The organism is Knoellia tibetensis, assembly GCF_048606415.1.
GTDB classification, from domain to species: Bacteria; Actinomycetota; Actinomycetes; order Actinomycetales; family Dermatophilaceae; genus Knoellia; species Knoellia tibetensis.
The window spans coordinates 99,036-124,163 of sequence record NZ_JBMBWF010000004.1; the positions used below are offsets into that span (position 1 = coordinate 99,036).

Sequence of the window (25,128 nt, forward strand, 5' to 3'; positions counted from 1 at the left end):
GACACCCGAGCCCACGCCCATGCCCGCGTCCTCGTCCATGGCCGCGTCCTCGTCCATGGCCACGTCTGCGGCCGGCGACGGGCAGACAGCGCCCTCGACGAACCTGCCGACGCCTCCGGTCGCGGCGACGCGCGAGCACGTCCGTGAGCACCACGGTGACCGCGTCGACGACCCCTACGAGTGGCTGCGTGACGGCGACGACCCCGAGGTCGTCGCGCTCCTCGAGGCCGAGAACGCCTACGCCGACGCGCGCACCGCGCACCTGAAGCCGTTGCGCGACAGCATCTTCGGTGAGATCAGGTCGCGGGTGCTCGAGACCGACCTCTCCGTCCCGGTGCGCTCGGGTCCGTGGTGGTACTACTCACGCACCGTCGAGGGGCAGCAGTACCCCATCCAGGCGCGGGTGCCGTGCGCGGACCCCGCCGTCCGGCCGGTCGTCGCACCCGACAGCGTCCCCGACGGAGAGCAGATCCTCGTCGACGGCAACGTCGAGGCCGGCGAGTCCGAGTTCTTCTCGATCGGCGCCCTCACGGTGAGCCCCGACCACACCCGGCTGGCGCTCGCCACCGACACGACGGGCGACGAGCGCTTCGACCTCGTCATCCGTGACCTCGCAACCGGCGCGACCCTCGACGAGGGCATCACCGACATCGGCTACGGCGTCGAGTTCTCGCTCGACGGTGGCACGGTCTTCTACACCCGGCTCGACGACGCCTGGCGGCCGCACCAGCTGTGGCGCCACACCGTAGGGAGCGACCCGGCCGACGACGTCCTCGTCCACGAGGAGACCGACGAGCGGTTCTGGATGGGCATCGGTACGAGCCGCGACGACCGCTGGATCATCTTCGCTCTCGGCTCGAAGACGACCTCCGAGGTGCGCCTGCTCGACTCCGCGACCCCCGAGGCCGACTTCCGGGTCGTGGCGGCTCGCCGGGACGGCGTCGAGTACGACGTCGAGCCCGCCGAGGACCGGCTCCTCATCGTGCACAACACCGACAACCCCGACTCGGACCTCGCGTGGGCTCCGCTCGACGCGACGAGCCACGAGCAGTGGCGCCCGCTGCTGCGCGCGCGCACCGGTGAGCGGTTCCTCGGGGTGGACGCCTTCGACGACGTCGCCGTGCTCTCGTTGCGGCGCGACGGGCTCACCGCGCTGTCGTTGCTGCCGGCCGACCCCTCGGTCGAGTCCGGCTATGCCACACCGGTTCCCGTCGGCTTCGAGGAGCCGATCTACTCGGTCGGGCTCGGTGACAACCCCGAGCGCGACCAGAGCGCGCTGCAGCTCGTCTTCGAGTCCTTCGTCACGCCGCGCACCGTCCTCGAGCTCGACCTCGTCTCGGGCGAGCGCACCGTCCTCAAGCAGCAGCCGGTCCTCGGCGACGTCCACCTCACCGACTACGTCCAGCGCCGCGAGTGGGCGACCGCGGAGGACGGCACCCGGGTGCCGATCTCGGTCGTGCACCGGGCCGACCTCGCGCCCGACGGGACGCACCCAGGTCTGCTCACGGCATACGGGGCGTATGAGTACTCCAGCGACCCCTACTTCTCCGTCGCGCGGCTCTCGCTGCTCGACCGCGGTGTCGTCCACGCGACCGCCCACGTGCGAGGTGGCGGCGAGATGGGGCGCCACTGGTACGACGACGGCAAGCTGCTCGCCAAGCCCCACACCTTCTCCGACACGGTCGCCTGCGCTGACCGGCTCGTCGAGCTCGGCTGGGTGGCCGGCGACCGGCTGGGTCTCGAGGGAGGTTCTGCCGGAGGGCTGCTCGTCGGCGCCGTCCTCAACCTCGCCCCCGACAGGTTCCGGGTCGCGCACGCCGCGGTGCCCTTCGTCGACGCGCTGACGACGATCCTGCGGCCCGACCTGCCGCTCACGGTGGGGGAGTGGGAGGAGTGGGGCAACCCGCTCGAGGACCCCGAGGTCTATGCGGTCATGAAGGCCTACACGCCCTACGAGAACGTCGCCGCCCGCGACTACCCCGCGATCCTCGCGACGACGAGCCTGCACGACACGCGGGTCTTCTTCACCGAGGCGGTGAAGTGGGTGTCGCGGCTGCGTGCCACCGTCACCAACGACGAGGCGACCCGCCCGATCCTGCTGCGGACCGAGATGGCCGCGGGGCACGGCGGACGCAGCGGGCGCTACGCCGCATGGGAGCAGGTCGCGTGGGAGTGGGCCTTCGTCCTCGACCAGCTCGGTGCGACCTCACGGCTCCCGCGGGTGCACGAGGACGAGCGGGCAGGCGGTGCGGCCGAGGAGCCGGCTGGAGACCGACCCGAGGTGTAGCCCCGGGAAGCCTCCCGTGCCACGCGCCCCGACGACGACGAGGTCCGCGGTGTCGGCGGCCTGGATGAGCGCCGCCACGGGAGAGCTGCGCACCACTTCGTGGTGGACCTTGACGGCCGGGTGCTGGGTGCTGCTCGACGCGATCTCTCGACCCACGCGCTGCTCCAGCTCACTCTCGTATGCCGGCCAGCTCGAGTCCGTGGACAACGTCGGGTCCTCGGGTCCCTGGGGCTCCCAGGCGTGCACGACGACGAGCTCGGCCTCCTGCGAGGCGGCGTAGTCGAAGGCGGCGTGCAGGGCGGCCGACGAGGGCGTCGAGCCGTCGACCCCCACGACGACCCGGTGGTGCGGCGGCTCACTGTGCCCCTCGTGGCCGACGATGACGACCGGGCAGGTGGCGTGCGCCGCGACCTGCTGGGCGACGGCTCCGATGCTCGCGCGGCTCAGCAGCCCGTGGCCGACGGCACCGAGGACGACCATCGCGGCGTCGTGGGAGGCCTTGACGAGGGCGGGGGAGGCGAACCCCGGCGGCAGCGACGTCGTCACGGTGAGCGCGGGGTCGACAGCGTGGGCTCGGGCGCGTGCGGTCGTGAGGAGCCGCTCGCCCTCCTCCTTGAGCGAGCTCTGGTCGGTGCTGCCGAACCCGAGCATGGGGATGTCCGGCGCGAAGGCATGGATGAGGTGCAGGGGGGAGGACATCCGCGACGCCCGTTCGGCAGCCCACGCGAGGGCCGCCCAGCCGTGCGCCGACCCGTCGATGCCGACCACGATGCGCGTGCTGCGGATGGGGGAAGTGATGCCGCTCATGACGCCTCCAGCTCGGTGGTCAGGCGGCGGGAAACCAACCGGTCCGGGACCGGTGTCCCGTCGTCACGGGCTCGTCGGCCCGTACGCTCATTCTGGACCCGGAGGACGTGGCTGCGCTGCCCGACGCGCGCGCACCCTCCATCCACGGAGGCGAGTTGAGGTCATCGCTACATCCGTCAGGGATGAAGCATAAACCTGCATTCCAGACGAATGAAGGTATGATCTGGATATGGCCCGAGTTCAGCCCTCACCTGTCGTTCTCATCGGCGACATCGTGCAGTCCCGGTCGAGCGCCGACCGCCGCGCGCTCCACCGCGACCTCGAGGCGGCGCTCGCGGACACCAACGAGCGGGTCGAGCACGTCGAGCCGCTGGAGGTCACGGTCGGCGACGAGTTCCAGGGGGTCTATCCCCACCTCGGCGCCGCACTCGAGGCGGCGCTGCGCACCCGGGTCGCCCTGCGGCCACGGGCGGAGACGCGCTACGGGCTCGGGCGGGGGGCGACGACGACGCTCGACGCCACGAGGGGGATCAAGGACGGGCCCGCGTGGTGGGCCGCCCGCGAGGCCATCGTCGCGGTGGAAGAGGAGGCGAGGCGAGCCGCGCTGGGACACGTGCACACGGCATACCGGCTGGCCGAGGGGGAGCCCGACGACCTCGGGACGTCGGTTGCCGTCGACGCGGCGCTGCACTGTCAGGACCACATGGTTGGCTCGTTGTCGGAGAGGTCGGGACGGCTGTTGAGAGGACTGCTCGAGGGGATGACGCAGAAGGAGCTCGCCGCGGCGGAGGGGATCACCCCGTCGGCGGTGTCGCAGCGCGTGCGCGCCGACGGTCTCGCCGTCATCGTGCGCACTCACGAGCTGCTGAGGACGCTGCCGTGACGTGGCTGGCGGTGTGGCTCATCGGCGTCGGCGTCACCGACCTGCTGCGGGCCGTCGACTCGCGTCCCGTTCGCCGCGCCGCCGTTCCCGTGGGTGCCGTGACGGTCGTCGGGGTCGCGCTGCTCGCCGGTCTCACGGGGGTGGCCGACCTCGTCGCCCTCGTCGCCTCGGTCGTCCCTCTCGTCGGCTGGGTCGCGCTCTCGGAGCGGTCGCTGCGCCGTGGCGGCGGCCACGCCCAGGCGCTGCTCGTCCTCGGCGGCACCGCCGCTGTGCTCGTCGCCGCCTCGGGCTTCGCGTCCTCCGCCGGCGGGCTGCTGCGGGACTGGCTCGCCTGGGCGGATGTGCCGTATGCCGGTGACACCCCTCTCGACCGTGTGCTCCTCGTCGCGGGACTCCTCGTCGCGAACCTCGCGACCGGCAACGTCATCGTCCGGCTCGTGCTCGTGAGCGTCGGGGCGATGCGTCCGTCGGCGCGCACCGCTGCGGGCCCGGGGAGCGAGCCGTCCGAGAGGCTCAAGGGCGGGCGGCTGCTCGGGCCGATGGAGCGCGTCTTCATCCTCGGGCTCGGGCTCGCCGGCCAGGTGACGGCGGCGGCGATCGTCATCGCCGCCAAGGGCCTCATCCGCTTCCCCGAGCTGCAGTCCGCCAAGGACGGGCGGACGGTCCACGGAGACGGCATCGACCAGGTCACCGAGTACTTCCTCGTCGGCAGCTTCGTCAGCTGGCTCGTGGCACTGGGGTCGCTCGCGCTCACCCGTTGACCGGGACGCTGGGGCATGCTGGGAGGACGCCGCGTCGTCGGACGCGGCCCGACGGGAGGACGGACCATGGGTTTCCTCGACAGGCTCCTCGGACGTGAGCCGCGGATGCAGGACCAGCACGGCGCACCCGGGTCCGGAGGGGGGTCCTGGGAGTCGCAGGGTGGTCCGTCGTCCGCGGGTGCCGGTGGTGCGGGACAGCGGTTCCAGGGCTCGGGTGGGGAGCAGGGCGAGGACGCACGGGCGATCGCGCGCTACCGCTACCTCCTGCGCACGGCGCCTCCCGAGACGTTGGAGCAGGTCCACGCCGAGGCCTTCGCGAAGCTCACTCCCGACCAGCGACAGCAGGTCCTCACCGGGCTCTCGCAGGACGCCCCGCAGGGCGAGGCCCCGCTCAGTGCCGAGCCGCAGGACCTCGCCCGGGCAGCGACCCGCGCCGAGATGCGCCAGCCCGGCACCCTCGAACGCACCTTCGGTGGCCGCGGCGGCATGGGCATGGGCATGGGCGGCACGCTCATGGGCTCGATGATGGGCACCATCGCCGGTGTCGTCGTCGGCAGCGCCATCGCCGACGCCCTCTTCGACGACTACGGCTCCTCGCCCGAGGCGGCCGAAGCCGGCGAGTCGAGTGGTGACGCGGGGTCCGACGGTGGGTCCGACTCCGGTGGTGACGCCGGGGGAGAGGCGGGGGGAGAGGCGGGGGGAGACGCGGGCACGGACGCCGGGGGAGATGCCGGCGGTGACCTCGGTGGCAGCGACTTCGGTGGCAGCGAGCTCGGCAGCGGTGACTTCGGCGGCGGTGACTTCGGTGGAGGCGACTTCGGAGGTGGCGGCGACTTCGGTGGCGGAGGCGACTTCGGCGGGTTCTGACGTCGCTTCGCTTCCGGGGCGCCCGGCCCGGCGGCTCCCACCGCGGTGACGGGACGGCATACGGCGTCCTGAGGTGAGGCGAACGGGTGCGCTTCGGGAGTGCGTCCGGGATGCACTACATTCCGTCCGTGAGTGCTCAGGCCCCTTCCGCTGTCATCCTCGTCCGCGCCGAGCGGTTCCTGCCCAACCCGGCGACCGCCGCCGACAACGCGTTCCAACGTGACGTGCCGTCAGGGCAGAGCGACGAGGCGGTGTCGGCGACCGCGCTGGCCGAGATGGACACGCTCGCCGACGCCCTGAGGGAGGCCGGCGTCCGCGTGCACGTCTTCGCCGACGAGGACCACACCCGGCCCGACAGCGTCTTCCCCAACAACTGGCTCTCGACCCACGCGGGCGGCTACGTCGCGGTCTACCCGATGTATGCCTCGAACCGGCGCCACGAACGTCGGGCCGACGTCCTCGAGATGCTCAAGTCCGACTACCGCGTCCAGGCGATCGTCGACTACTCCGGCCTCGAGCCGGACGGCATCTTCCTCGAGGGGACCGGCGCGATGGTCCTCGACCACGTGTCGCGCGTCGCCTACACCGCGCGCAGCCACCGCGCCGACATCACGGTGCTCGAGCGGTTCTGCACGGACTTCGGCTACGAGCCGATGGCCTTCGACGCGGTCGACTCCGAGGGCGTGCCGGTCTACCACACCAACGTCATCGCCTGCATCGGCACCGACGTCGCGATGATCGCCCTCGAGATGATCCCCGACGAGGTCCGCCGTGAGCAGGTGCGCGAGCGGCTCTCGGTGACCGGCCGCACGATCGTCGAGCTCACCGAGGAGCAGATCCGCGAGTTCGCCGGCAACGCGGTCGAGCTGTGCGGGCGCACCGCCGAGGGCAGGCGCCGCTACGTCATGGCGATGTCGGCGCGTGCGAAGCGCAGCCTGCGGCCCGACCAGGTGGCCGCCATCGAGGAGTCCTGCGAGATCGTCGCCGTCGACATCCCGACGATCGAGCTCGCGGGCGGGTCGGTGCGCTGCATGATCGCCGGGGTCCACCTCGACCGCCGGCCGACGGCCGACGCGGAGCCGACCGCTCTCGTCGAGGCGATCGACGAGACCGCCGAGACCATCGACGGCCAGGACCTCGTCGACGCCGACGTCGACGCGCACGCCGACGCGCACGCCGACGCCGGCTGAGGTCGGTCCCGGCTTCAGGCCGGGCGCGGCTGAGGTCGCTGCCGGGCTCCAGGCCGGCTGAGCTCCCCGGCGCGCCGGGGGAGTCAGCGCGAACGCAGCGAGATGTCGCGCTCGCCCGTGGCTCCCTCGATGTCGTCGGCCGCGGTGTCCAGCAGCCGGTCTGCGAGCCGGCGCAAGGCCCGCGCGACGGCGACCTCGTCGCCGATCTCGGGCACGGGGCGGTCGTCGGTGCTGCGATGACTGTGACCGTGGGCCGTGAGGTGGCGCGGGGAGTCGGCGATGAGGACGACCCGCGCCTCGGCGTCGTCGTCGTCACCGAGGATGCTGACCCGCACCGTCCAGTCGCGGGCGTGCAGGTGCACTCCCGACGGGTGGTGTCCCGGCGTCGGCTCGGCTGCCCTCGCGGCGGTGGCGGGCGAGGGCGCTTCGCCGTGGGCGGGGTCGATGCGCAGGACGGAGCCCGGCCCGGGATAGAGCAGTCCTTCGTGTTCGTCGCTCCACCTCACCAGATAGGGCGGCTGGCCGTCCGCGCCTCGCGTCTCGATCACCTCCCCCTCGCGCAGGACTCCCTCGATGGTTGGGGTCGCAAGGATGATGTGGTCTCCGGGCAGCGCTCGCATGGCGTCCTCCTTCTCCGTCCGAGACCTCAAGCATCCACCCGCCCGCCATGCCCACGGAGGGTCCAAGGCCACGCCTCGGATGCCCGAGGACGACAAAGGTCCTGCAGAACGCGGCATAGAGCACGCGTTGTGCAGGACCTTCGTCAGAGTTCGCTCGGCTCAGATGTCACTGAACCCTCTGTCGACATCTGACTCCGCACGCTCCATCAGATGTCGAAGTACATCTCGAACTCGTGCGGGTGCGGGCGGAAGCGGATCGGGTCGACCTCGTTCTTGCGCTTCCACTCGATCCAGGTCTCGATGAGGTCCTTGGTGAAGACGTCACCCTCGAGGAGGAACTCGTGGTCGGCCTCGAGCGCGTCGAGGACGGCGGGCAGCGAACCCGGGACCTGCTCGATGGCCTCGTGCTCCTCGGGCGGGAGCTCGTAGAGGTCCTTGTCCACCGGCTCCGGCGGCTCGATGCGGTTGCGGATGCCGTCGAGGCCGGCCATGAGCTGCGCGGCGAACGCGAGGTAGGGGTTGCACGACGGGTCTGGGATGCGGAACTCGATGCGCTTGGCCTTGGGGGAGTCGCCGGCGATCGGGATGCGCACGCAAGCGGAGCGGTTGCGCGCCGAGTAGACGAGGTTGACCGGCGCCTCGTAGCCCGGGACCAGGCGGTGGTAGGAGTTCACCGTCGGGTTCGTGAACGCGAGGACGGCGGGGGCGTGCTTGAGCAGGCCGCCGATGTACCAGCGCGCGATGTCGGAGAGGCCGCCGTAGCCGCGCTCGTCGTAGAACAGCGGCTCGCCGTTCTTCCAGAGCGACTGGTGCGTGTGCATGCCCGAGCCGTTGTCACCGAAGATCGGCTTCGGCATGAAGGTCGCGGTCTTGCCGCCGGCCCACACCGTGTTCTTGACGACGTACTTGAACTTCATCATGTCGTCGCCGGACGCGAGCAGGGTGTCGAAGCGGTAGTTGATCTCCTGCTGGCCCGCGGTGCCGACCTCGTGGTGGCTGCGCTCGACCTTGATGCCGACGCGGTCGAGGTTGAGGCAGATGTTGTCGCGCATGTCGGCGAAGTGGTCGACCGGCGGGACGGGGAAGTAGCCACCCTTGTAGCGGGTCTTGTAGCCCTTGTTCCCGCCCTCCTCCTCGCGACCGGTGTTCCACGCGGCCTCGACGGAGTCGATGAAGTAGTAGCCGGCGTTGGCCTTGGTCTCGAAGCGCACGTCGTCGAAGACGTAGAACTCGGCCTCGGCGCCGAAGTAGGCGGTGTCGGCGATGCCGGTGGAGACGAGGTAGGCCTCGGCCTTGGCGGCGATGTTGCGCGGGTCGCGGCTGTAGGGCTCGTCCGTGAACGGGTCGACGATCGAGAAGTTCATGATGAGCGTCTTGTGCTCACGGAACGGGTCGAGGTAGGCCGACGACGGGTCCGGGATGAGCTTCATGTCGGACTCGTGGATGGCCTGGAAGCCACGGATCGAGGACCCGTCGAACGCCTGGCCGTTCGTGAAGAAGTCCTCGTCGACGCTCTCGGCCGGCACGTTGAAGTGCTGCATGACCCCGGGCAGGTCGCAGAAACGGATGTCGACGAACTTGACGTCCTCGTCCTTGATGAACGACAGGACCTCGTCAGCAGAGCTGAACAACGTGGGGCCTCCTAGGCAAAGGGAACGGCGGGCGGTGCCCGGACATGTCGAGAACCCTAGAACCGCGCGGTTTCCCGGCCATGACCCGAATGTTTCACCGGTGTTACACCCTGCCAGACCCCTCGCCGACCCGTCCGAGGCGTCCAGAGTGGCGACGCATACAGTCCTCGTGTGAGCAGCGAACACGAGCCGTCGTATGCCGGTGAGCAGCTCGGCGTGCCGGCCGACGGTCCCGGGTCGATGGCTCCGTTGTGGCGGCGCGCGGTCGGTCTCCTCGTCGACTGGGCGCTCGTCCAGCTCCTCGCCCGCTTCGCCTTCGGGGCCGAGCTCGGCGCCGGGGGAGCGCAGGCGTTCGTGCCGCTCGGCCTGCTCGCCGTCCTCAACATCCTCACGGTCACGGCATTCGCCGCGACCCCGGGCCACGCCCTCATGCGACTCCAGGTGCTCCAGGTGAAGCCGGGGTCGTTCCCGCTCCAGGTGCTCGTCCGCACGGTGCTGCTCTGTCTCTTCGTCCCGGCCGTCCTCAGCGCCCGCGACGGTCGCGGCTTGCACGACGCCCTCGCCGGCACGGTCATCGTCCGCCGCTGAGCCACCATCGAGCCCGGAGCCCCCAGCGCTCCTTGCGTCCGCATTGTTGGGGGTCGGGTCGTCATCTTGCCGGACGCAAGCGGTATGCCGGCCGACCCTGATGCCTTGCGTCCGCACTTTCGGGGGTCAGGTCGTCATGCTGCCGGACGCAGAGGTTGTGCCGAGCGGCTCAGAGCGTCCGAGACCCCGTGGCGGCGGTGAAGCCGCCGAGCCCGATGTAGGTGAGTCCGATGGCGACCCTGCCCTTGGTCGAGCGCTTGTCGCCGCGGCGTCGGGCCATCCGGGTCGAGATGGTGCCGGCGAGCGCGCCGTAGCTCGCGTCGCAGACGAGACCGATGGCGACGAAGACGCCTCCCAGCACGAGGATCTGGACCGTCATCGAGCCACGGGCGGGGTCGAGGAACTGCGGGAAGAAGGCAAGGAAGAAGAGCGCGACCTTGGGGTTGGCGATGCCCACGAGGTAGCCCTGCCGCCAGCTCGCCCAGTCGCTCTGCCGCACCGGGACGAGCGCAGGAGCCGCCTCGTGAGCCGTCTGCGAACCGCGGCTGCGGAGCACACCGATGCCGAGCCAGACGAGGTAGCCCGCGCCGGCGTAGCGCACGACTGACAGCGCGAGCGAGGAGGTGGCGAGGACAGCGGTCAGTCCGAGCGCCGTCGCCACGACGAACGTGGCCGTCGCCGAGTTCACGCCCAGCGCCGACATCACGCCGACGCGCCGCCCACCGGCGGCACCCCGCGCGACGAGGAAGAGCATGGCCGGGCCGGGGAAGAGGATGAGCAGGACCGACGCGCCGGCGAAGGCGGCGAGGGTGGGAGCGGACGGCATACGGACATGGTGGACCCGAGAGACCTCGCGAGGCGAGGGGATTCCGAGAGCCGGGCGAGGTCCATACGACCCCGGAGGGTCACTTGCCGCGCATGGCCTTGCGGTCGACACGGGCGCGGGTCGGGTCCATGCCGGCGGGGACGCCGGTGCGCAGGCCGCCGAGCGACTTGAGCCGCTTGTTGACGACCGACGCCTCGTCCTTGGTGAGGACCGGGCGCATGCGGGTGAGCTTGGAGCTGATCTTGCTCACCTTGACCTCGTCGTCACCATCGCCGACGACCCAGAGGTGCACGGGGACACCGGGCGCGACGCGGTTGACCTTCTTCTCCTCGGCCTTGAGGAGCTTGAGGGCGCGCTGCTTCGGGCCCTCGCCGATGAGGACGACGCCCGGGCGGCCGAGGGCGCGGAAGACCATCGCGGAGCCGGAGAGGTCGCTCGGCTTCGACGCGCGGTTGGCGTCGACGGCGACGGGCTCGGTCGAGGCGTACCAGCCGCGCCGGCCCATGCTCTGGAGCGCGGCACCGGCGGCGCCGGCCTGGCCCTCGAGCATGCCGTACATGGCCTTGTTGCCACGGCGGTTCATGACGAACGTCGCGGCGAGCAGGGCGGCCGGAATCGCGATGAGGATGAGGTAGAAGCGCCACAGCCCACCGAGGAGGAAGCCGATGCCGACGATGACGGCGAACGTCACGAGGGCGGCCAGCAGCATGTACCACCCGATCTTCGGGTCGATCTGCTTGACGGCGCGGTAACCCTGGCGGATCTCGGCGAGCCGTCCGGGCTTCTTCTCGGCAGTGGTCTCTTTGGCCTTGGCCACGGGGTGGGTGCTCCTGCGTCGGTGAGTGGTGCGAGGTGGTGCGCGGCGCTTGGCGCCGGTGCTAGGGGATCAGGATACGGCTCGCTCGGTGGCCCCGGCGCGGGCGACGAGCGAGGCGGCCTCCTGCCGGGCGGGGTCGCCGGCGGCCTGGGCGAGGTGGGAGAGGTGCTCGGGGATCGGGCGGCCCCACTTCGTCATGGCGGTCGCCCACAGGCGGCCGGCGCGGTACGACGAGCGGACGAGCGGACCGGCCATGACGCCCTTGAAGCCCATGTCCTCGGCGACGGTGCTCCAGTGGACGAACTCCTCGGGCTTGACCCACCGGTCGATCGGGTGGTGCAGCTTCGAGGGGCGGAGGTACTGGGTGATCGTGAGGATGTCGCAGCCGGCGTCGTGGAGGTCGGCGATGGCCTGCTCGACCTCGTGGTCCTCCTCGCCCATGCCGAGGATGAGGTTGGACTTGGTGACGAGCTCGGCGTCGCGGGCCATCGAGAGCACCTTGAGCGACTTCTCGTAGGTGAACGCCGGACGGATTTGGCGGAAGATCCGCGGCACCGTCTCGAGGTTGTGCGCGAAGACCTCGGGCCGCGCGTCGAAGACCTGGCCGACGAGCTCGGGCTTGGCGCCGAAGTCGGGCGGGAGGATCTCGACACCGGTGTTGGGGTTGAGCGCGTGGATCTGGCGGATGGTCTCGGCGTAGAGGCCGGCGGCGCCGTCGGGCTGGTCGTCGCGGGCGACACCGGTCACGGTCGAGTAGCGCAGGCCCATCTGCTGGACCGACTCGGCGACGCGGCGGGGCTCGTCGAGGTCGAGGGCGGTGGGGCGACCGGTGGCGATGTCGCAGAAGTCGCAGCGGCGGGTGCAGACGTCACCCCCGATGAGGAAGGTCGCCTCCTTGTCCTCCCAGCACTCGAAGATGTTGGGACAGCTGGCTTCCTGACAGACGGTGTGGAGCCCCTCCTTCTTCACCATCGAGTGCAGCTGCGTGTACTCCGGGCCCATCTTGGCGGTGGTGCGGATCCACTCGGGCTTGCGCTCGATTGGGGTCTCGGCGTTGCGCGCCTCGACGCGCAGGAGACGACGTCCTTCGGGTGCGACAGTCACGCGCTCCAGAGTACGCCCGGGTGAGACGCCCCCCACATCCGCCCGAGGCGACGGGCGCGCGACAGGCGGGCACACGGCATACGGCGTCGTCGTGACGCGGGCTCAGCCGAGGACGTCGGTGAGGTGCTTCTCAGCGTAGGGGAGGAGGTCCTGGACGGTGACCGTGCGACCGGCCTCGCGGCTGATCGAGGAGACCCCGGCGTCGGCGATGCCGCACGCGACGATGTTGTCGGCCCACGAGAGGTCCGCGTCGCAGTTGAGCGAGAAGCCGTGCATCGTCGTCCGCCTGCTCACGCGCACCCCGATCGCGCCGAGCTTGCGGTCGGGGCCACGGTCGTCGGCGAGCACCCAGACGCCGCTACGCCCGTCGACCCTCACGGTCTCGACACCGAACTCGCGCGTCATCCGCATCATCGCGTCCTCGAGCCGGCGCACGTGGGCGACGACGTCGACGGGCACCTCGGGCAGCCGCACGATGGGGTAGCCGACGAGCTGGCCGGGTCCGTGCCACGTGATGAGCCCGCCGCGGTCGACGTCGACGACGGGCGTGCCGTCGAAGGGACGCTGCTCGGGCTGGGTGCGCTTGCCCGCGGTGTAGACCGCCGCGTGCTCGAGCAGCAGCGTCGTGTCGGGCTCGCGCTCCTCCGCCACGGCGGCGTGCACCTCGCGCTGCTTCTCCCAGCCCTCGAGGTAGTCGACGAAGTCGGGGGCGAAGCCGAGGTGCACGAAACGCATGCCCCCACCGTATGCCGTCCCACGCAGAGCGTGGGGCCCGCCGTCCTCTCCCGTCCCGCCTCCCCCGTGCGGCCGGGCACCTACGCTGAGGTGCGTGACGCATCGCAGGCGAGCGCCGAAGTCCCGCCGGCCACGCCGGTTCCTTCTCGGGGCGCTCGTCGTCCTCGTGGCTTGGCTGGCCGTGGGTGCCGTCGGCGGCCCCGCCACCGGGCGCCTGTCCGAGGTCCAGAAGAACGACAACGCGTCGTTCCTGCCGACCGAGGCGGAGTCGACGGCCGTCCTCGAGGCGGTGGGCCGCTTCAGCGACGACGAGGAGATCCCCCTCTTCCTCGTCGCCGAGGACCGCGACGGTCGGCAGCTCGACGAGCGCGACGCCTTCGCGCTGCTCGAGCTCGGCAAGGAGCTGCCGTCGATCCCGCTCCCGGGTCTCGACCGCACACTCGGGGACTACCTCGTCGACGGCGCGCAGATCGTGCCGGTGCCGAGCGAGGACCGCAAGGCCGCCCTCGTCGTCATCCCGCTCACCGAGGCAGCGGTCTCCGACGTCATCGACGGTGAGGCGCCCATCGTCGCCGCGGCCGAGGAGGTGCGCACCAAGGCCCGAGTAGCCCTCAACGGCAGCGGGATGACGATGAGTGTCGGCGGACCCGGCGGGCTCGTCGCCGACTTCTCCGCCGCGTTCGCGGGCATCGACGGCGTCCTGCTGCTCGTCGCCCTCGCCGTCGTCCTCGTCATCCTGCTCGTCGTCTACCGCAGCCCGATCCTGCCGATCGCGGTTCTGCTCAGCGCGGTGCTCGGGCTCGCGCTCGCCGTCCTCGTCGTGAGGCCGCTCGCCGAGAACGGCACCATCGAGCTGTCCGGCCAGTCGCAGGGGATCATGTTCATCCTCGTGGTCGGCGCGGCCACCGACTACGCCCTGCTGCTCGTGAGCCGGTTCCGCGAGGAGCTGCACGAGCACGAGAGCACCTCGGTGGCGCTGCGCAGGGCGTGGCGCGGGTCGGTCGAGCCCATCGTCGCGTCCGCCGCGACCGTCATCCTCGGGCTGCTGTGCCTCATGCTCGCGACGCTGCGCAACACCGCCGGGCTCGGGCCCGTCGGCGCGTTCGGAGTCGCCGGTGCGCTGCTCGCATCGCTGACGTTCCTGCCGGCCGTGCTGCTGCTCTTCGGGCGCAAGGCGTTCTGGCCGTTCGCTCCCCGCGTCGACCACCACCACGCCGAGGACGCCGTCGGCACCCGCTCGCTCTGGGGGCGCGTCTCCGGGCTCGTCGGTCGCCACCCGCGTCGCACCTGGGTCGTCACCCTCGCGGTGCTGCTCGCCGCCGCCGCGTTCGCGCCGACGTTCAAGGCCGAGGGCGTGACGATCAAGGACACCTTCCTCGTCGCCACCGACTCCGTCGACGCGCAGGAGGCGCTCGAGCGCCACTTCGCGGCCGGTGCCGGCAGTCCCGTCCAAGTCGTCGTCCCCGAGGACCGCGCCGAGGACGTGCGGTCGGTGCTCGAGGACGACCCGGGGATCGAGTCGGCCTGGATCGGCGTCCAGCCGCCCGTCCCCGGGCAGCGCGCACCCGAGGCAGCGCCCGTCGACGGGCTCCAGCTCGTCCAGGGCACGGCGACAGGCGCGGCCGACAGCGCCGAGGCGGAGGAGACCGTGCGCAGGCTGCGCGCCTCGCTCGACGACGTCAGCCCTGATGCGCGCGTTGGGGGCCAGGCCGCCATCAACCTCGACGTCCTCGAGGCGAGCGGGCGCGACCTGCGGGTCATCGTGCCGGCGATCCTCGTCGTCATCTCCCTCGTGCTCTGCGTCCTGCTGCGGTCATTCGTGGCGCCGCTGCTTCTCGTCGTCGCCAACGTCGTCTCCTTCGCGGCGACCATCGGCGTCTCGGCGCTCGTCTTCAACCACGTGCTCGGCTTCGGCGGCAGCGACCCGGCGATCCCGCTCTACGGGTTCGTCTTCCTCGTCGCGCTCGGCATCGACTACTCGATCTTCCTCATGACCCGCGTGCGGGAGGAGTCGGTCCGTCGTGGCACGAGACCCGGGATCCTCGTCGGGCTCGCGGTCACCGGCGGTGTCATCACCAGCGCGGGCATCGTCCTCGCCGCGACCTTCTCGTCGCTCACCGTGCTGCCGCTCGTCTTCCTCGTGCAGGTCGCGTTCATCGTGGCGTTCGGCGTCATTCTCGACACCTTCGTCGTGCGCAGCCTGCTCGTCCCGGCGCTCGCGCACGACATCGGGCCGAAGGTGTGGTGGCCGGCGCGGCTGCGCGGTGACCGGGCGCCGACGTCGGCTGCGAGCTCTGTGCCGAGCCCGACGTCGCGTCCGATGTCGAGCCCGGCGGCCGGGGCGGGGGAGACCGCTGACACCGCGGCCCACTAGGGTCCGGACATGGTGAGAGTCGGACTGGCGGGATACGCATCGGCCGGGCGCGGGATCCACGCGCCGCTCATCCGTGACGCGGGGCTCGAGCTCGCCGCGGTGGCCACGTCCAACCCGGACCGCCGGGCCGAGGTCGCGGCCGACTTCCCGGACGCGCTCGTGGTCGACGACCTCGACGCGCTGCTGGCGGTCGAGGGCCTCGACGTCGTCGTCCTCGCGACCCCGAGCGGCAGCCACCTCGAGCACGCCCGCTCGGTGCTCGAGGCCGGCCTCCCGTGCGTCGTCGACAAGCCGCTCGCCGTCGACGCCGACGGCGCGCTCGAGCTCGTCGACGTGTCACGGCACGAGGGGGTCGCGCTCACTGTCTTCCAGAACCGCCGCTACGACTCCCAGTTCACGACACTCGCCACGGTCGTCGCCGATCGCCTTGCGGGAGAGCCGTTCCGGTGCGAGCTGCGTTGGGAGCGGTGGCGCCCGGTCGCCAAGGACCGCTGGCGCGAGAACGCCCCGCCGACCGAGGGCGGCGGCATCCTGCTCGACCTCCACTCGCACCTCGTCGACATGGCCGTGCAGCTCTTCGGCCCGGTCGAGACGGTCTTCGCGACCGTCGAGTCCCACACGACGCCCGCCGAGGACGACGCCTTCCTCGTATGCCGTCACGCGTCGGGCGTGACCACGCACCTGGGTGCCACGTCGGTCGCGGGCGCACCCGGTCCGCGCGTGCGACTGCTCGGGCGCGACGCGGCATACGTCCAGAACGACTTCGAGAGCGACGTCAACGTCTTCCCCGACACCGCCGACGCCGACGACGAGCACTGCGGCTGGCTCTACCGCGCCGAAGAGCGGGAGCCCGTCCCGACGACGCCGTCGACGCAGGTCGACTTCTACCGGGCCGTGGGGGCTGCGGTCGGTGCCGAGGACGTGCAGGCGGCCATGCCGGTCGACCCGTCCGACGCCGTCCACGTCCTCGCCGTGATCGACGCCGCCCGCACGAGCGCCGCCGACCAGCGAGTCGTCGAGGTCGTCACCCCGGGCACCCGTCCGCGACCGGAGGAGAGCTGATGGCCGACGACGTCGCGGACGACCCGAAGTCGGTCCTCCACCGCTACCTGCGCGGCCAGCGCGAGGCCCTCCGGTGGAAGCTCGACGGCCTCGACGAGCACGACATCCGCCGCCCCATGACCCCGACCGGCACGAACCTCCTCGGACTCGTCAAGCACTGTGCCGGGGTCGAGGCGGGCTACTTCGGCGAGTGCTTCGGGCGCACGGTCCCCGACCTGCCGCCGTGGTACGCCGAGATGGAGGACGACCCCAACCTCGACCTCTGGGCCTCGGAGTCGGAGTCCCGGGCCGACATCCTCGGGTTCGCCGACCGGGTCGCGGCCCACGCGGACGCGCTCATCGACGAGCTCGACCTCGACGCCACCGGCAGCGTCCCGTGGTGGGGGGAGCGGGGCCGTGGGGTCACGCTGCACTTCCTCCTCGTCCACGTCATCGCCGACCTCGCGAGGCACGCCGGCCACGCCGACATCCTGCGCGAGACGATCGACGGGGCCATCGGGATGCGCCCGAGCGCCCCCAACCTCCCCAAGGGCGACCCCGACTTCTGGCAGAGGCACCGCGCCCGCGTGCAGGAGGCCGCCGACAGCTTCCGCTGAGCGGCCGCCTCGGTCAGGGGTTGCGCAGGCGCCGGGGCTCGATGCGCTCCTCGACGGCGCGCCCGTCCTGGAGCCGCACGACATAGGCGCCCTTGCCGTCGCGCTCCGAGACGGCCTCGACGAGCTCGGTGCCGTCGTAGACGAGGCCGACACCGTCGTCGGTGCAGTGGGTCTCGGGCAGGGTGCCGTCGGCCACGAGCCGGTGCACGAGCGGTCGGCGCCGCTCCTCGCTGTCGTAGTGGACGCCGTTGCCCCAGGGCAGCAGGGCCAGCCCGTTGGTGACCGCACGCAGCTCGGGTCCGAAGGAGTCGGTCGTGCCGCCGGCATACCAGCAGATCGACCCGGCGGAGACGCCCGACAGGACGACGCCCGCCTCCCAGGCTGCGCGCATCGCCGGACCGAGGTCGTGCACGGCCCACACGGCGAGGAGGTTGGCGACCGAGCCGCCGTTGACCCAGATGACGTCCTGCTCGAGCAGGTGCCCGGCGACGTCCTCGACGTTGGGCATGGGGAAGAGGTCGAGCGTCGAGATGTCGAAGCCGGCGACCCGGCCCGCCTGGTGGACGTGGTCGTTGAAGAACCGCTGGTCACCGCTGGCGGTCCCCATGAAGGTGACCTTCGGGCGGCCCTGCGCGCCGGAGAGCTCGACGGCGTGGTGCACGAGCGCGTCGAACTCGAGGTAGGTGCGGGTCGCGGGGCGATAGCCACCGGAGGTGGCGAGGATCGTGCGGCTCTGGGCTGGCATCCAGCGACCCTAGCGGCACCTGTGGAAAAGCCCGCGCCGCCTTCCGGCATCTCCGCGACAGTGGCGTCATGGACACCGCGGAGCGCCCTTCGTATGCCGGCCGCCACCGTTGCGTCGACGCCTCGGCTCCCGGCGTCCCCGGCTATGCGGTGACGGGGTTGCTCGGCCGGGGAGCGTCGGGCTCCGTCTGGTCCGCGACGTCGGAGGCCGGCACCGACGTCGCCATCAAGGTCGTGCCGGTCGCGGACGCGGACGACTCGCTCGTCGAGCTCGCGGTCCTCGGCCGGATCCGCGACTCCCACCTCGTGCGGCTCCACGAGGCCCTGGCGCTGCCCTCGGGCGAGGTGGCACTCGTCCTCGACCTCCTGTCCGGGGGCACGGTGGGCTCCCTCGTCCGGACCCGCGGCCACCTCTCGCCGGGGGAGCTGGTCACGGTACTCAGCCCGGTCGCGTCCACGCTCGCCCGGCTGCATGGCTGCGGTGTCGTGCACGGCGACCTCTCGCCCGACAACATCCTGCTCGACCACGACGGACGGCCTTTCGTCGCCGACCTCGGCGTGGCGGGACTCGTCGGCGGACGGACCGACGAGGTGTGGGGGACCGAGGGCTTCGTCGCCCCCGAGGTGCTCGCCGGCCAGCGCCCGAGCGCTGCCGCCGACGTCCACGCCCTCGGCGCGCTCGCATGGTTCTGCCTCACGGGCAGCCCGCCCGGTCCGGCAGGGATGCGCGGACGGCTCGCCGACCAGGCGCCCGGTGTGCCCGACGCGCTCGCCGACGCGATCGAGGGTGCGCTGCGCACGTCCGCTCAGGACCGGCCCGACGCCGACGAGCTCGCCCTCGCGCTCTTCGACAGCGTTGCGGCCCAGCCGCTCGAGCTCGCAGAGCACGGAGGTGCCGAGGACGTCGCTCTCCTCACCCGACGGATCCGTGCGGCGGCGAGAACCGCGTCCGAGGACGCTCGCCCCGCGAGGCCGCGTTCAGCCGGGTGGCTCGGGCGTCCCGTGCGGAGCGGGAGGCCGGCGTGGCTCGCTCGGCCAGTATGGCTCGGTCGTGCCGGGCGGAGCGGGAGGCCGGCGTGGCTCGCCCGGCCAGTGTGGCTCGGTCGTCCCGGCTGGTCGGGACGGCCGGGATGGCGCGCCCTCGGGCAGTGGGTCGCCTTCGTCGTGGTCGCGGCCCTCGCCGGAGGGCTGCTGGCGTGGCACGGCCTGCGTGACGAGGCGCTGGCGGAGCCGTCATCGGCCGGCGCCCCGGCAGCGGTTGGGACGGACGTGCGCATGCTCGCCGATGCCCCGCGGCGCGACCCGAAGGCGCTCGTCGACGCCCTTGCCGACGCACGGGCGGCCGCCTGGTCCTCCGGCGTGGCCGCACGGCTCGTCGAGGTCGACGCTCCACGGTCACCCGCACTCGCCTCCGACACCGAGGTGCTGGCCGAAGTGCAGCGCATGGGGCAGCGCTACGTCGGCCTGTCGTTCGTCGTGCGTGACGCTCGCCTCGAGTCCGGCTCTGGCGAGCGGGCCACCGTCCGCGCTGCGATAGACACCTCGGCGCATGTCGTGCGCGGCCCGTCAGGCGACGTCAGCCGTCCGGCGGTCGTTGGCGCACCCGTGCTCCTCGATCTCGTCCGCACGCCCTCGGGATGGCGGGTGGCCGAGGTCAGGGCCGCCTAGGTGTACTGACCCGGGACGTTGGTTGAGTGGCTGTGATCCGCTGATCTGATCAGTGGCGCGGGGAGGGCCTCCCGCGGTGAAGTGGAACTGCCAAGTCACCACTGCCACGCACAGGAGGCCCTCGTGTCCCACGCTAATGCTGCTCTGACAGTTCGTCACAGGCTCAAGGTCGCCCAGCTCGTCGTCGAACAAGGGGTGCCGGTCAGTGAGGTCGCCGCCCGCTTCCAGGTGTCGTGGCCGACGGTGAAGCGGTGGGCGGTGCGCTACGCCGCCGGGGAGGCGATGAATGACCGCTCGAGCCGGCCACACGCGATGCCGACCAAGACCGGCCGAGCAACGACGAAGCGGATCGTCTCGTTGCGGATGCGCCACCGCTTGGGCCCGGTCCAGCTCGCCCCGCTGGTCGGGGTGGCGCCCTCGACGGTGCACCGGGTCCTGACTCGGTGCCGGATGAACCGGCTCTCCCATGTCGACCGCGCCACCGGGGAACCAGTGCGCCGCTACGAGCACCCGCACCCCGGGGCGATGCTGCATGTGGACGTCAAGAAGTACGGCAACATCCCCGACGGCGGCGGGTGGCGCTTCCTCGGCCGGGTCCAGGGCGAGCGGAACCGGGCAGCCACCCCGGGTAAGCCCCGCAGCCGGCATCACAACCCGAAGATGGGTCACGCGTTCGTCCACACCGTCATCGATGACCACTCCCGGGTCGCGTACGCCGAGGTCCACGACGACGAGACCGCCGCCACCGCCGTCGCAGTCCTGCGCCGCGCAGTGGCCTGGTACGCCCAGCGCGGCGTGGTCACCGAGCGGGTCCTGTCCGACAACGGCGCCGCGTACGTCTCGTTCCTGTGGCGCGACACCTGCGCCGAGCTCGGGATCAAGCACTCCCGCACCCGACCCCGACGGCCACAGACCAACGGCAAGATCGAACGCTTCCACCGCACAATGTCCGACGGCTGGGGTTACGCCCGCTGCTACCAATCCGAGAGCGAACGCCGCGCGGCCCTGTCAGCATGGCTTCACCGCTACAACCACCACCGACCCCACACCGCCTGCGGAAACAAGCCACCCATCACCCGCCTAACCAACCTGCTGGGTCAGTACACCTAGGAGGCGTCGGAGAGGAGCCAGCGGACGGCGTCCGGCAAGGTCGCGTGCTCGTGCTCGAACCCGCTGTCGAGCAAGCGACGGGGCCGGGCGCGCTGGCTCGCCAGGATGTCGCTCGACATCTCGCCGAGGACGACGCGCAGGGCGAACGCCGGCGCCGGGAGGATCGTGGGCCGGTGGAGCTGGCGGCCCATCTCGGCGACGATCTCCCGCTGAGGCGCAGGGTCCGGGCCGGTGAGGTTGACCGGGCCCTCGAGCCGCTGGTCGAGGACGTGGAGGATGCCCCGGACCTCGTCGTGAAGCGTGATCCACGGCCAGTAGTGCCGCCCGTTGCCCAACGGACCGCCGAGCCCCAACCTGGTGAGGAGCAGGAGCGGCTTGAAGGCGTCGCCCTCAGGGGCGAGGACGATCCCGGTCCGCACGCAGGCGACGGGAGCACCCGCCGCCCGGGCCGGCTCCGTCGCACCCTCCCAGGCGCGCACGAGCTCGGCGAGGAACCCCGACCCGCCGGGGCTCTCCTCGGTGAGGACCTCGTCGCCGCGGTCGCCGTAGTAGCCCACCGCCGACCCGTTGACGAGATGCACCTGGCGGCCGCTGGCCGCGATCGCCTCGGCGAGGGCGGTGGTGCCGTCGGTGCGCGACGAGATGAGGGTCGCCTTGAAGGCCGGTGTCCACCGCTTCTCACCGATGGACGCGCCGGCGAGGTTGACGACGGCGTCGACACCGTCGAGGACGCCCGGGTCGAGGTGACGTGAGGACGGGTCCCACTGGACCTCCTCGGAGTGCTCCGGCGGGCGCCGGACGAGCCGGACGACCTCGTCGCCACGGGCGCGCAGGGCATGACACAGCGCACCCCCGATCAGTCCGGACGAGCCGGTGACGGCGATGCGCTGTGTCATGGAGGTCAGAGACCCAGGTCGGCCTCGAAGGCGCCTTCCTCGAGCCGCTCCTTGACCGTCGTCAGGAACCGCGCCGCGTCCGCGCCGTCGACGATCCGGTGGTCGTAGGAGAGCGCGAGGTAGACCATCGAGCGGATCGCGATCGTCTCGCCACCGTCGCTGTCCTTGACGACGACCGGGCGCTTGACGACCGCGCCGGTGCCGAGGATGGCGACCTGCGGCTGGTTGATGATCGGCGTGTCGAAGAGCGCGCCGCGAGACCCGGTGTTGGTGATCGTGAAGGTCCCGCCGGCGAGGTCGTCGGGCATGATCTTGTTGGTCCGCGTGCGCTCCGCCAGGTCGGCGATGCTGCGCGAGAGACCGGCGATGTTGAGGTCGCCGGCGTTCTTGACGACGGGCACGATGAGGCCCTTGTCGGTGTCGACCGCCATGCCGACGTTCTCTGTGCCGTGGTAGGTGACGTCGTCGCCCTCGATGCTCGCGTTGACCGTGGGATGCACCTTGAGCGCCTCGATGGCGGCGAGCGTGAAGAAGGGCAGGAAGCTGAGCTTGGTGCCCTCGCGACGCTGGAAGTCACCCTTGGCGCGGTCGCGCAGGCGGGCGATCTTCGTGACGTCGACCTCGACGACGGTGGTGAGCTGCGCCGAGGTCTGGAGCGACTCGACCATGCGCTTGGCGATCATCTTGCGCAGGCGCGTCATCGGCTTCGTCGTGCCGCGCAGCTCGCTGTCGGCCGACGCCGGACGGGACGCCGCGGGCGCGGAGGCTGCCGGGGCCGAGGCCGCCGGAGCCGCGGGGGCCTCGGCCGGAGCCTTCGCCGCCTCGGCCGCCGCGAGGACGTCCTGCTTGCGGATGCGGCCACCGACACCGGTGCCCTTGATGTCGGCGAGGTCGATGCCGTTCTCGGACGCGATCTTGCGCACGAGCGGCGTGACGTAGGCGGACGCGTCCTGGCTGCCGCCGTCGGACTCCGACGGCTCCGACTGCTGGGCCTGTGCGGGGGCGGGTGCGGCGGCCTGCGCGACGTCGCCCTGCGAAGCGCTCGGCTCGTCGGGGGCTGCCTGCTGCTCGCTCGAGCTGCCCTGCGGCTGCTCCTGCGCGTCCGGCTTCCGGGCGGGCGCCTCGGGCTGGGCCGCCTCGGTGGCCTGCTCCGGCTTCGCCTGCGGTTGCGGCTTCTCCTGCTCGGCGGGCTTCTCGGCCTCGGCGGGCTTCTCCGCGGGGGCGGACTCCGCGGCAGGTGCCTCCTGGGCGCCACCGTCACCGCCGCCGACGACGGCGAGGTCAGCGCCGACCGGCACGGTCTCGTCCTCCTGCACGAGGATCTTGCTCAGGGTGCCGGCGACCGGTGAGGGGATCTCGGTGTCGACCTTGTCGGTCGAGACCTCGAGGAGCGGCTCGTCCACGGCGACCTCGTCGCCCTCGGCCTTGAGCCAGCGGGTGATCGTGCCCTCGGTGACCGACTCGCCGAGCGCAGGCATCGTCACGGTCGTGCCGCCGCCCCCGCCACCGGAGGACGCAGGGGCGGACTCGGAGGGAGCCTCGGTGTGCGGGGACGCAGGCTCCTGCCCGCCCTCGTCGCCGGCCTGCGCCACCTCGTCCTGCTGCTGGGGGGAGTCGATCGCGTCGCCGTCGCCGGACTCGCCCGAGGCGTCGTCCGACGACCCCTGCTCCGGGGCGTCCGAGGACTCCTGGGACGACTGCTCGGAGGACTGCTCCGCGGGCGCGCCCGAGTCGCCGTCGGATGCGGCGCCGTCACCGATGACGGCGAGGTCGGCGCCGACGGCGACGGTCTCGTCCTCCTCGGCGAGGATCTCCTGGAGGGTGCCGGCGACCGGTGAGGGGATCTCGGTGTCGACCTTGTCGGTCGAGACCTCGAGCAGCGGCTCGTCGACCTCGACCTGGTCACCGACGTTCTTGAGCCACCGGGTGACGGTGCCCTCGGTCACGGACTCGCCGAGGGCGGGCATGGTCACACGTTCGGACATGATGTCTGTTCTCCTATCGACGGCGGCGTGCGTCAACTCTAGTTGTGAGCGTGCAGAGGTTTGCCGGCGAGCGCCAGGTGCGCTTCGCCCAGTGCTTCGTTCTGGGTCGGGTGGGCGTGGATGAGGGGGGCGACGTCCTCGGCGTGGGCCTCCCAGCCGACGATGAGCTGGGCCTCGCCGATCTGCTCGCCCATGCGGGCACCGACCATGTGGACCCCGACGACGGGCCCGTCCTTGGTTCGCACGAGCTTGACGAACCCCTGGGTCTGGAGGATCTGCGACTTGCCGTTGCCGCCGAGGTTGTACTCGTAGGTCTCGACCTCGCCGTGCGTCTCACGGGCCTGGGCCTCGGTGAGGCCGACCGAGGCGATCTCGGGGTCGCAGTAGGTGACGCGCGGGATGGTGTTCTCGTCGATGACGGCCGGTGCGAGTCCGGCGATGTCCTCGGCGACGAAGATGCCCTGCTGGAAGCCGCGGTGCGCGAGCTGGAGCCCGGGAACGATGTCGCCGACGGCATACACGCCGTCGACGCCGGTGCGCAGGCGCTCGTCGGTCGTGACGAAGCCACGGTCGAGGGTGACGCCGGCCTCCTCGTAGCCGAGGCCGTCGGTGACCGGGCCCCGCCCGACGGCGACGAGGAGGAGGTCGGCCTCGATGCTCGTGCCGTCCTCGAGCGAGACGCTGACGACGGCGCCGTCCTGGGTGGCGCCGGTGAACTTGACGCCGGTCCTCGCGGTGATCTTGCGCTTGCGGAACGAGCGCTCGAGGACCTTGGAGACGGCCTCGTCCTCAGCGGCGACGAGCCGGGGGAGCGCCTCGACCACGGTGACCTCGGAGCCGAACGAGCGGAAGACCGACGCGAACTCGACGCCGATGACTCCGCCGCCGAGGACGACGACGCGGTCGGGCACGTCGTCGAGCTGCAGCGCCTGCTCGCTCGTCATGATGCGACCGCCGATCTCCAGACCGGGCAGCGTCCGGGGGTAGGAGCCGGTGGCCAGCACGACGTGCTTGCCGGTGATCCGGCGTCCGTCGACCTCGACGGTGGAGCGGTCGACGAGTCGGCCGGTGCCCTCGACGAGCTCCACCTTGTGGGCTTTGGCGAGGCCGAGCAGCCCCTTGTGCAGGCGGGCGATGACGCCGTCCTTGTAGGCGTTGACGCCGGACATGTCGATCGACTCGAGGGTCGTGTTGACCCCGAACTGCGCTCCCTCGCGGGCGGTGTCGGCGACCTCGGCCGCGTGCAGGAGCGCCTTGGTGGGGATGCAGCCGACGTGCAGGCAGGTGCCGCCCAGCTTGCCCTTCTCGACGAGGGCCACCGTGAGGCCGAGCTCGGCGGCGCGGAAGGCGCACGCGTAGCCGCCGCTGCCGCCCCCCAGGATGACGATGTCGTAGCTGTCCTCGGCGGTGGCCGGCATGGAGGGTGCTCCCTTGCGTGACGTCAGGGGGCGCGGGTCGATCGGGTCTCGTCGACCTCGCGCCGGTTCCGGCCCATCCTGTCACTGCGTCGTGGCAACCGTCACACGTGGTCGTCGCGGCCGTCCGAGACCCTCGTATGCCGGCCCACGCAGAGCGTG

The 25,128-nt window shown here is 71.7% G+C and carries 22 protein-coding genes; 11 read left to right on the plus strand and 11 right to left on the minus strand.

Going from position 1 to position 25,128, the window contains the following annotated elements; genetic code table 11:
* The first annotated feature begins 55 nt into the window (after positions 1-55).
* Positions 56-2,287, plus strand: coding sequence for a S9 family peptidase (locus ACOJV7_RS15690; RefSeq protein WP_420191278.1), 2,232 nt, complete (start codon positions 56-58; stop codon positions 2,285-2,287).
* Here the strand turns inward: ACOJV7_RS15690 and ACOJV7_RS15695 are convergent.
* Complete coding sequence (locus ACOJV7_RS15695; protein WP_420191159.1) at positions 2,207-3,094, minus strand: universal stress protein; 888 nt, start codon at positions 3,092-3,094, stop codon at positions 2,207-2,209. The two genes, ACOJV7_RS15690 and ACOJV7_RS15695, sit on opposite strands and share 81 nt — an antisense overlap.
* 229 nt (positions 3,095-3,323) lie before the next feature.
* Between ACOJV7_RS15695 and ACOJV7_RS15700 the strand changes: the two genes are divergently transcribed.
* From ACOJV7_RS15700 to ctlX, 4 genes are all read left to right on the plus strand, one after another.
* A complete protein-coding gene (locus tag ACOJV7_RS15700) occupies positions 3,324-3,977 on the plus strand; it encodes a SatD family protein (RefSeq protein ID WP_420191160.1) in 654 nt (217 codons plus the stop codon).
* A complete protein-coding gene (locus ACOJV7_RS15705; RefSeq protein WP_420191161.1) occupies positions 3,974-4,738 on the plus strand; it encodes a hypothetical protein in 765 nt (254 codons plus the stop codon). Before ACOJV7_RS15700 ends, ACOJV7_RS15705 begins: the two co-directional genes overlap by 4 nt.
* Positions 4,739-4,804: 66 nt before the next feature.
* A complete protein-coding gene (locus ACOJV7_RS15710; RefSeq protein ID WP_420191162.1) occupies positions 4,805-5,605 on the plus strand; it encodes a hypothetical protein in 801 nt (266 codons plus the stop codon).
* Between the two features lie 128 nt (positions 5,606-5,733).
* On the plus strand, positions 5,734-6,795 hold the full coding sequence (ctlX, locus tag ACOJV7_RS15715) for a citrulline utilization hydrolase CtlX (protein ID WP_420191163.1): 1,062 nt from the start codon (positions 5,734-5,736) through the stop codon (positions 6,793-6,795).
* A gap of 83 nt (positions 6,796-6,878) precedes the next feature.
* Here ctlX and ACOJV7_RS15720 read toward each other — a convergent pair whose 3' ends face one another.
* Complete coding sequence (locus tag ACOJV7_RS15720) at positions 6,879-7,415, minus strand: dsRBD fold-containing protein (RefSeq protein ID WP_420191164.1); 537 nt, start codon at positions 7,413-7,415, stop codon at positions 6,879-6,881.
* Positions 7,416-7,621: 206 nt separating this feature from the next.
* Complete coding sequence (gene glnA, locus ACOJV7_RS15725) at positions 7,622-9,046, minus strand: type I glutamate--ammonia ligase (protein WP_420191165.1); 1,425 nt, start codon at positions 9,044-9,046, stop codon at positions 7,622-7,624.
* 171 nt (positions 9,047-9,217) lie between these two features.
* On the opposite strand from glnA, the gene ACOJV7_RS15730 reads away from it, so the two are divergent.
* Positions 9,218-9,634 carry an RDD family protein gene (locus ACOJV7_RS15730; RefSeq protein WP_420191166.1) on the plus strand — a complete coding sequence of 139 codons (417 nt, stop codon included), beginning with the start codon at positions 9,218-9,220 and terminating at the stop codon, positions 9,632-9,634.
* Positions 9,635-9,803: 169 nt separating this feature from the next.
* On the opposite strand, the gene ACOJV7_RS15735 is transcribed toward ACOJV7_RS15730, so the two are convergent.
* The 4 genes from ACOJV7_RS15735 to lipB all read right to left on the minus strand — a co-directional run bounded on the left by ACOJV7_RS15735 (position 9,804) and on the right by lipB (position 13,116).
* Entirely contained in the window at positions 9,804-10,460 is a 657-nt protein-coding gene (locus tag ACOJV7_RS15735) for a LysE family translocator (RefSeq protein WP_420191167.1), read from the minus strand.
* A 79-nt stretch (positions 10,461-10,539) separates the two neighbouring features.
* Positions 10,540-11,277: a DUF4191 domain-containing protein gene (locus ACOJV7_RS15740; RefSeq protein WP_420191168.1), complete on the minus strand. Its 738-nt coding sequence runs from the start codon at positions 11,275-11,277 to the stop codon at positions 10,540-10,542.
* A 69-nt stretch (positions 11,278-11,346) separates the two neighbouring features.
* Positions 11,347-12,381, minus strand: a complete 1,035-nt coding sequence (gene lipA / locus ACOJV7_RS15745) for a lipoyl synthase (protein ID WP_420191169.1) — start codon at positions 12,379-12,381, stop codon at positions 11,347-11,349.
* 102 nt (positions 12,382-12,483) lie between these two features.
* Positions 12,484-13,116, minus strand: a complete 633-nt coding sequence (gene lipB, locus ACOJV7_RS15750; RefSeq protein ID WP_420191170.1) for a lipoyl(octanoyl) transferase LipB — start codon at positions 13,114-13,116, stop codon at positions 12,484-12,486.
* A 94-nt stretch (positions 13,117-13,210) separates the two neighbouring features.
* Here lipB and ACOJV7_RS15755 point away from each other — a divergent pair, with 94 nt between their 5' ends.
* The 3 genes from ACOJV7_RS15755 to ACOJV7_RS15765 are packed head-to-tail and all read left to right on the plus strand — an operon-like array spanning position 13,211 to position 17,148.
* Positions 13,211-15,490, plus strand: a complete 2,280-nt coding sequence (locus tag ACOJV7_RS15755; protein ID WP_420191171.1) for an MMPL family transporter — start codon at positions 13,211-13,213, stop codon at positions 15,488-15,490.
* 9 nt (positions 15,491-15,499) lie between these two features.
* On the plus strand, positions 15,500-16,552 hold the full coding sequence (locus tag ACOJV7_RS15760; protein ID WP_420191172.1) for a Gfo/Idh/MocA family protein: 1,053 nt from the start codon (positions 15,500-15,502) through the stop codon (positions 16,550-16,552).
* Positions 16,552-17,148, plus strand: coding sequence for a DinB family protein (locus tag ACOJV7_RS15765; protein WP_420191173.1), 597 nt, complete (start codon positions 16,552-16,554; stop codon positions 17,146-17,148). Before ACOJV7_RS15760 ends, ACOJV7_RS15765 begins: the two co-directional genes overlap by 1 nt.
* Positions 17,149-17,161: 13 nt before the next feature.
* Here ACOJV7_RS15765 and ACOJV7_RS15770 read toward each other — a convergent pair whose 3' ends face one another.
* Complete coding sequence (locus ACOJV7_RS15770; RefSeq protein WP_420191174.1) at positions 17,162-17,893, minus strand: Type 1 glutamine amidotransferase-like domain-containing protein; 732 nt, start codon at positions 17,891-17,893, stop codon at positions 17,162-17,164.
* 68 nt (positions 17,894-17,961) lie between these two features.
* Here ACOJV7_RS15770 and ACOJV7_RS15775 point away from each other — a divergent pair, with 68 nt between their 5' ends.
* Both ACOJV7_RS15775 and ACOJV7_RS15780 read left to right on the plus strand, forming a co-directional pair.
* The gene (locus ACOJV7_RS15775) at positions 17,962-19,560 is read left to right on the plus strand and encodes a serine/threonine-protein kinase (protein ID WP_420191175.1); all 1,599 of its coding nucleotides are present in this window, start codon (positions 17,962-17,964) and stop codon (positions 19,558-19,560) included.
* A gap of 123 nt (positions 19,561-19,683) precedes the next feature.
* Complete coding sequence (locus ACOJV7_RS15780) at positions 19,684-20,670, plus strand: IS481 family transposase (RefSeq protein WP_420191176.1); 987 nt, start codon at positions 19,684-19,686, stop codon at positions 20,668-20,670.
* On the opposite strand, the gene ACOJV7_RS15785 is transcribed toward ACOJV7_RS15780, so the two are convergent.
* The 3 genes from ACOJV7_RS15785 to lpdA are packed head-to-tail and all read right to left on the minus strand — an operon-like array spanning position 20,667 to position 24,969.
* A complete protein-coding gene (locus ACOJV7_RS15785) occupies positions 20,667-21,566 on the minus strand; it encodes a TIGR01777 family oxidoreductase (protein WP_420191177.1) in 900 nt (299 codons plus the stop codon). The genes ACOJV7_RS15780 and ACOJV7_RS15785 overlap by 4 nt on opposite strands.
* 5 nt (positions 21,567-21,571) lie before the next feature.
* The gene (gene sucB, locus ACOJV7_RS15790) at positions 21,572-23,551 is read right to left on the minus strand and encodes a 2-oxoglutarate dehydrogenase, E2 component, dihydrolipoamide succinyltransferase (RefSeq protein ID WP_420191178.1); all 1,980 of its coding nucleotides are present in this window, start codon (positions 23,549-23,551) and stop codon (positions 21,572-21,574) included.
* Positions 23,552-23,589: 38 nt separating this feature from the next.
* The gene (gene lpdA, locus ACOJV7_RS15795) at positions 23,590-24,969 is read right to left on the minus strand and encodes a dihydrolipoyl dehydrogenase (RefSeq protein WP_420191179.1); all 1,380 of its coding nucleotides are present in this window, start codon (positions 24,967-24,969) and stop codon (positions 23,590-23,592) included.
* Between the last annotated feature and the right edge of the window lie 159 nt (positions 24,970-25,128).

Coding starts and splice junctions, on each gene's coding strand:
- ACOJV7_RS15690 (WP_420191278.1), top strand. CDS start 56: ATGGCCACGTCTGCGGCCGGCGACGGGCAGACAGCGCCCTCGACGAAC.
- ACOJV7_RS15695 (WP_420191159.1), bottom strand. CDS start 3,094: ATGAGCGGCATCACTTCCCCCATCCGCAGCACGCGCATCGTGGTCGGC.
- ACOJV7_RS15700 (WP_420191160.1), top strand. CDS start 3,324: ATGGCCCGAGTTCAGCCCTCACCTGTCGTTCTCATCGGCGACATCGTG.
- ACOJV7_RS15710 (WP_420191162.1), top strand. CDS start 4,805: ATGGGTTTCCTCGACAGGCTCCTCGGACGTGAGCCGCGGATGCAGGAC.
- ACOJV7_RS15720 (WP_420191164.1), bottom strand. CDS start 7,415: ATGCGAGCGCTGCCCGGAGACCACATCATCCTTGCGACCCCAACCATC.
- ACOJV7_RS15735 (WP_420191167.1), bottom strand. CDS start 10,460: ATGCCGTCCGCTCCCACCCTCGCCGCCTTCGCCGGCGCGTCGGTCCTG.
- lipB (WP_420191170.1), bottom strand. CDS start 13,116: ATGCGTTTCGTGCACCTCGGCTTCGCCCCCGACTTCGTCGACTACCTC.
- ACOJV7_RS15760 (WP_420191172.1), top strand. CDS start 15,500: ATGGTGAGAGTCGGACTGGCGGGATACGCATCGGCCGGGCGCGGGATC.
- ACOJV7_RS15765 (WP_420191173.1), top strand. CDS start 16,552: ATGGCCGACGACGTCGCGGACGACCCGAAGTCGGTCCTCCACCGCTAC.
- ACOJV7_RS15770 (WP_420191174.1), bottom strand. CDS start 17,893: ATGCCAGCCCAGAGCCGCACGATCCTCGCCACCTCCGGTGGCTATCGC.
- ACOJV7_RS15775 (WP_420191175.1), top strand. CDS start 17,962: ATGGACACCGCGGAGCGCCCTTCGTATGCCGGCCGCCACCGTTGCGTC.
- ACOJV7_RS15785 (WP_420191177.1), bottom strand. CDS start 21,566: ATGACACAGCGCATCGCCGTCACCGGCTCGTCCGGACTGATCGGGGGT.
- sucB (WP_420191178.1), bottom strand. CDS start 23,551: ATGTCCGAACGTGTGACCATGCCCGCCCTCGGCGAGTCCGTGACCGAG.
- lpdA (WP_420191179.1), bottom strand. CDS start 24,969: ATGCCGGCCACCGCCGAGGACAGCTACGACATCGTCATCCTGGGGGGC.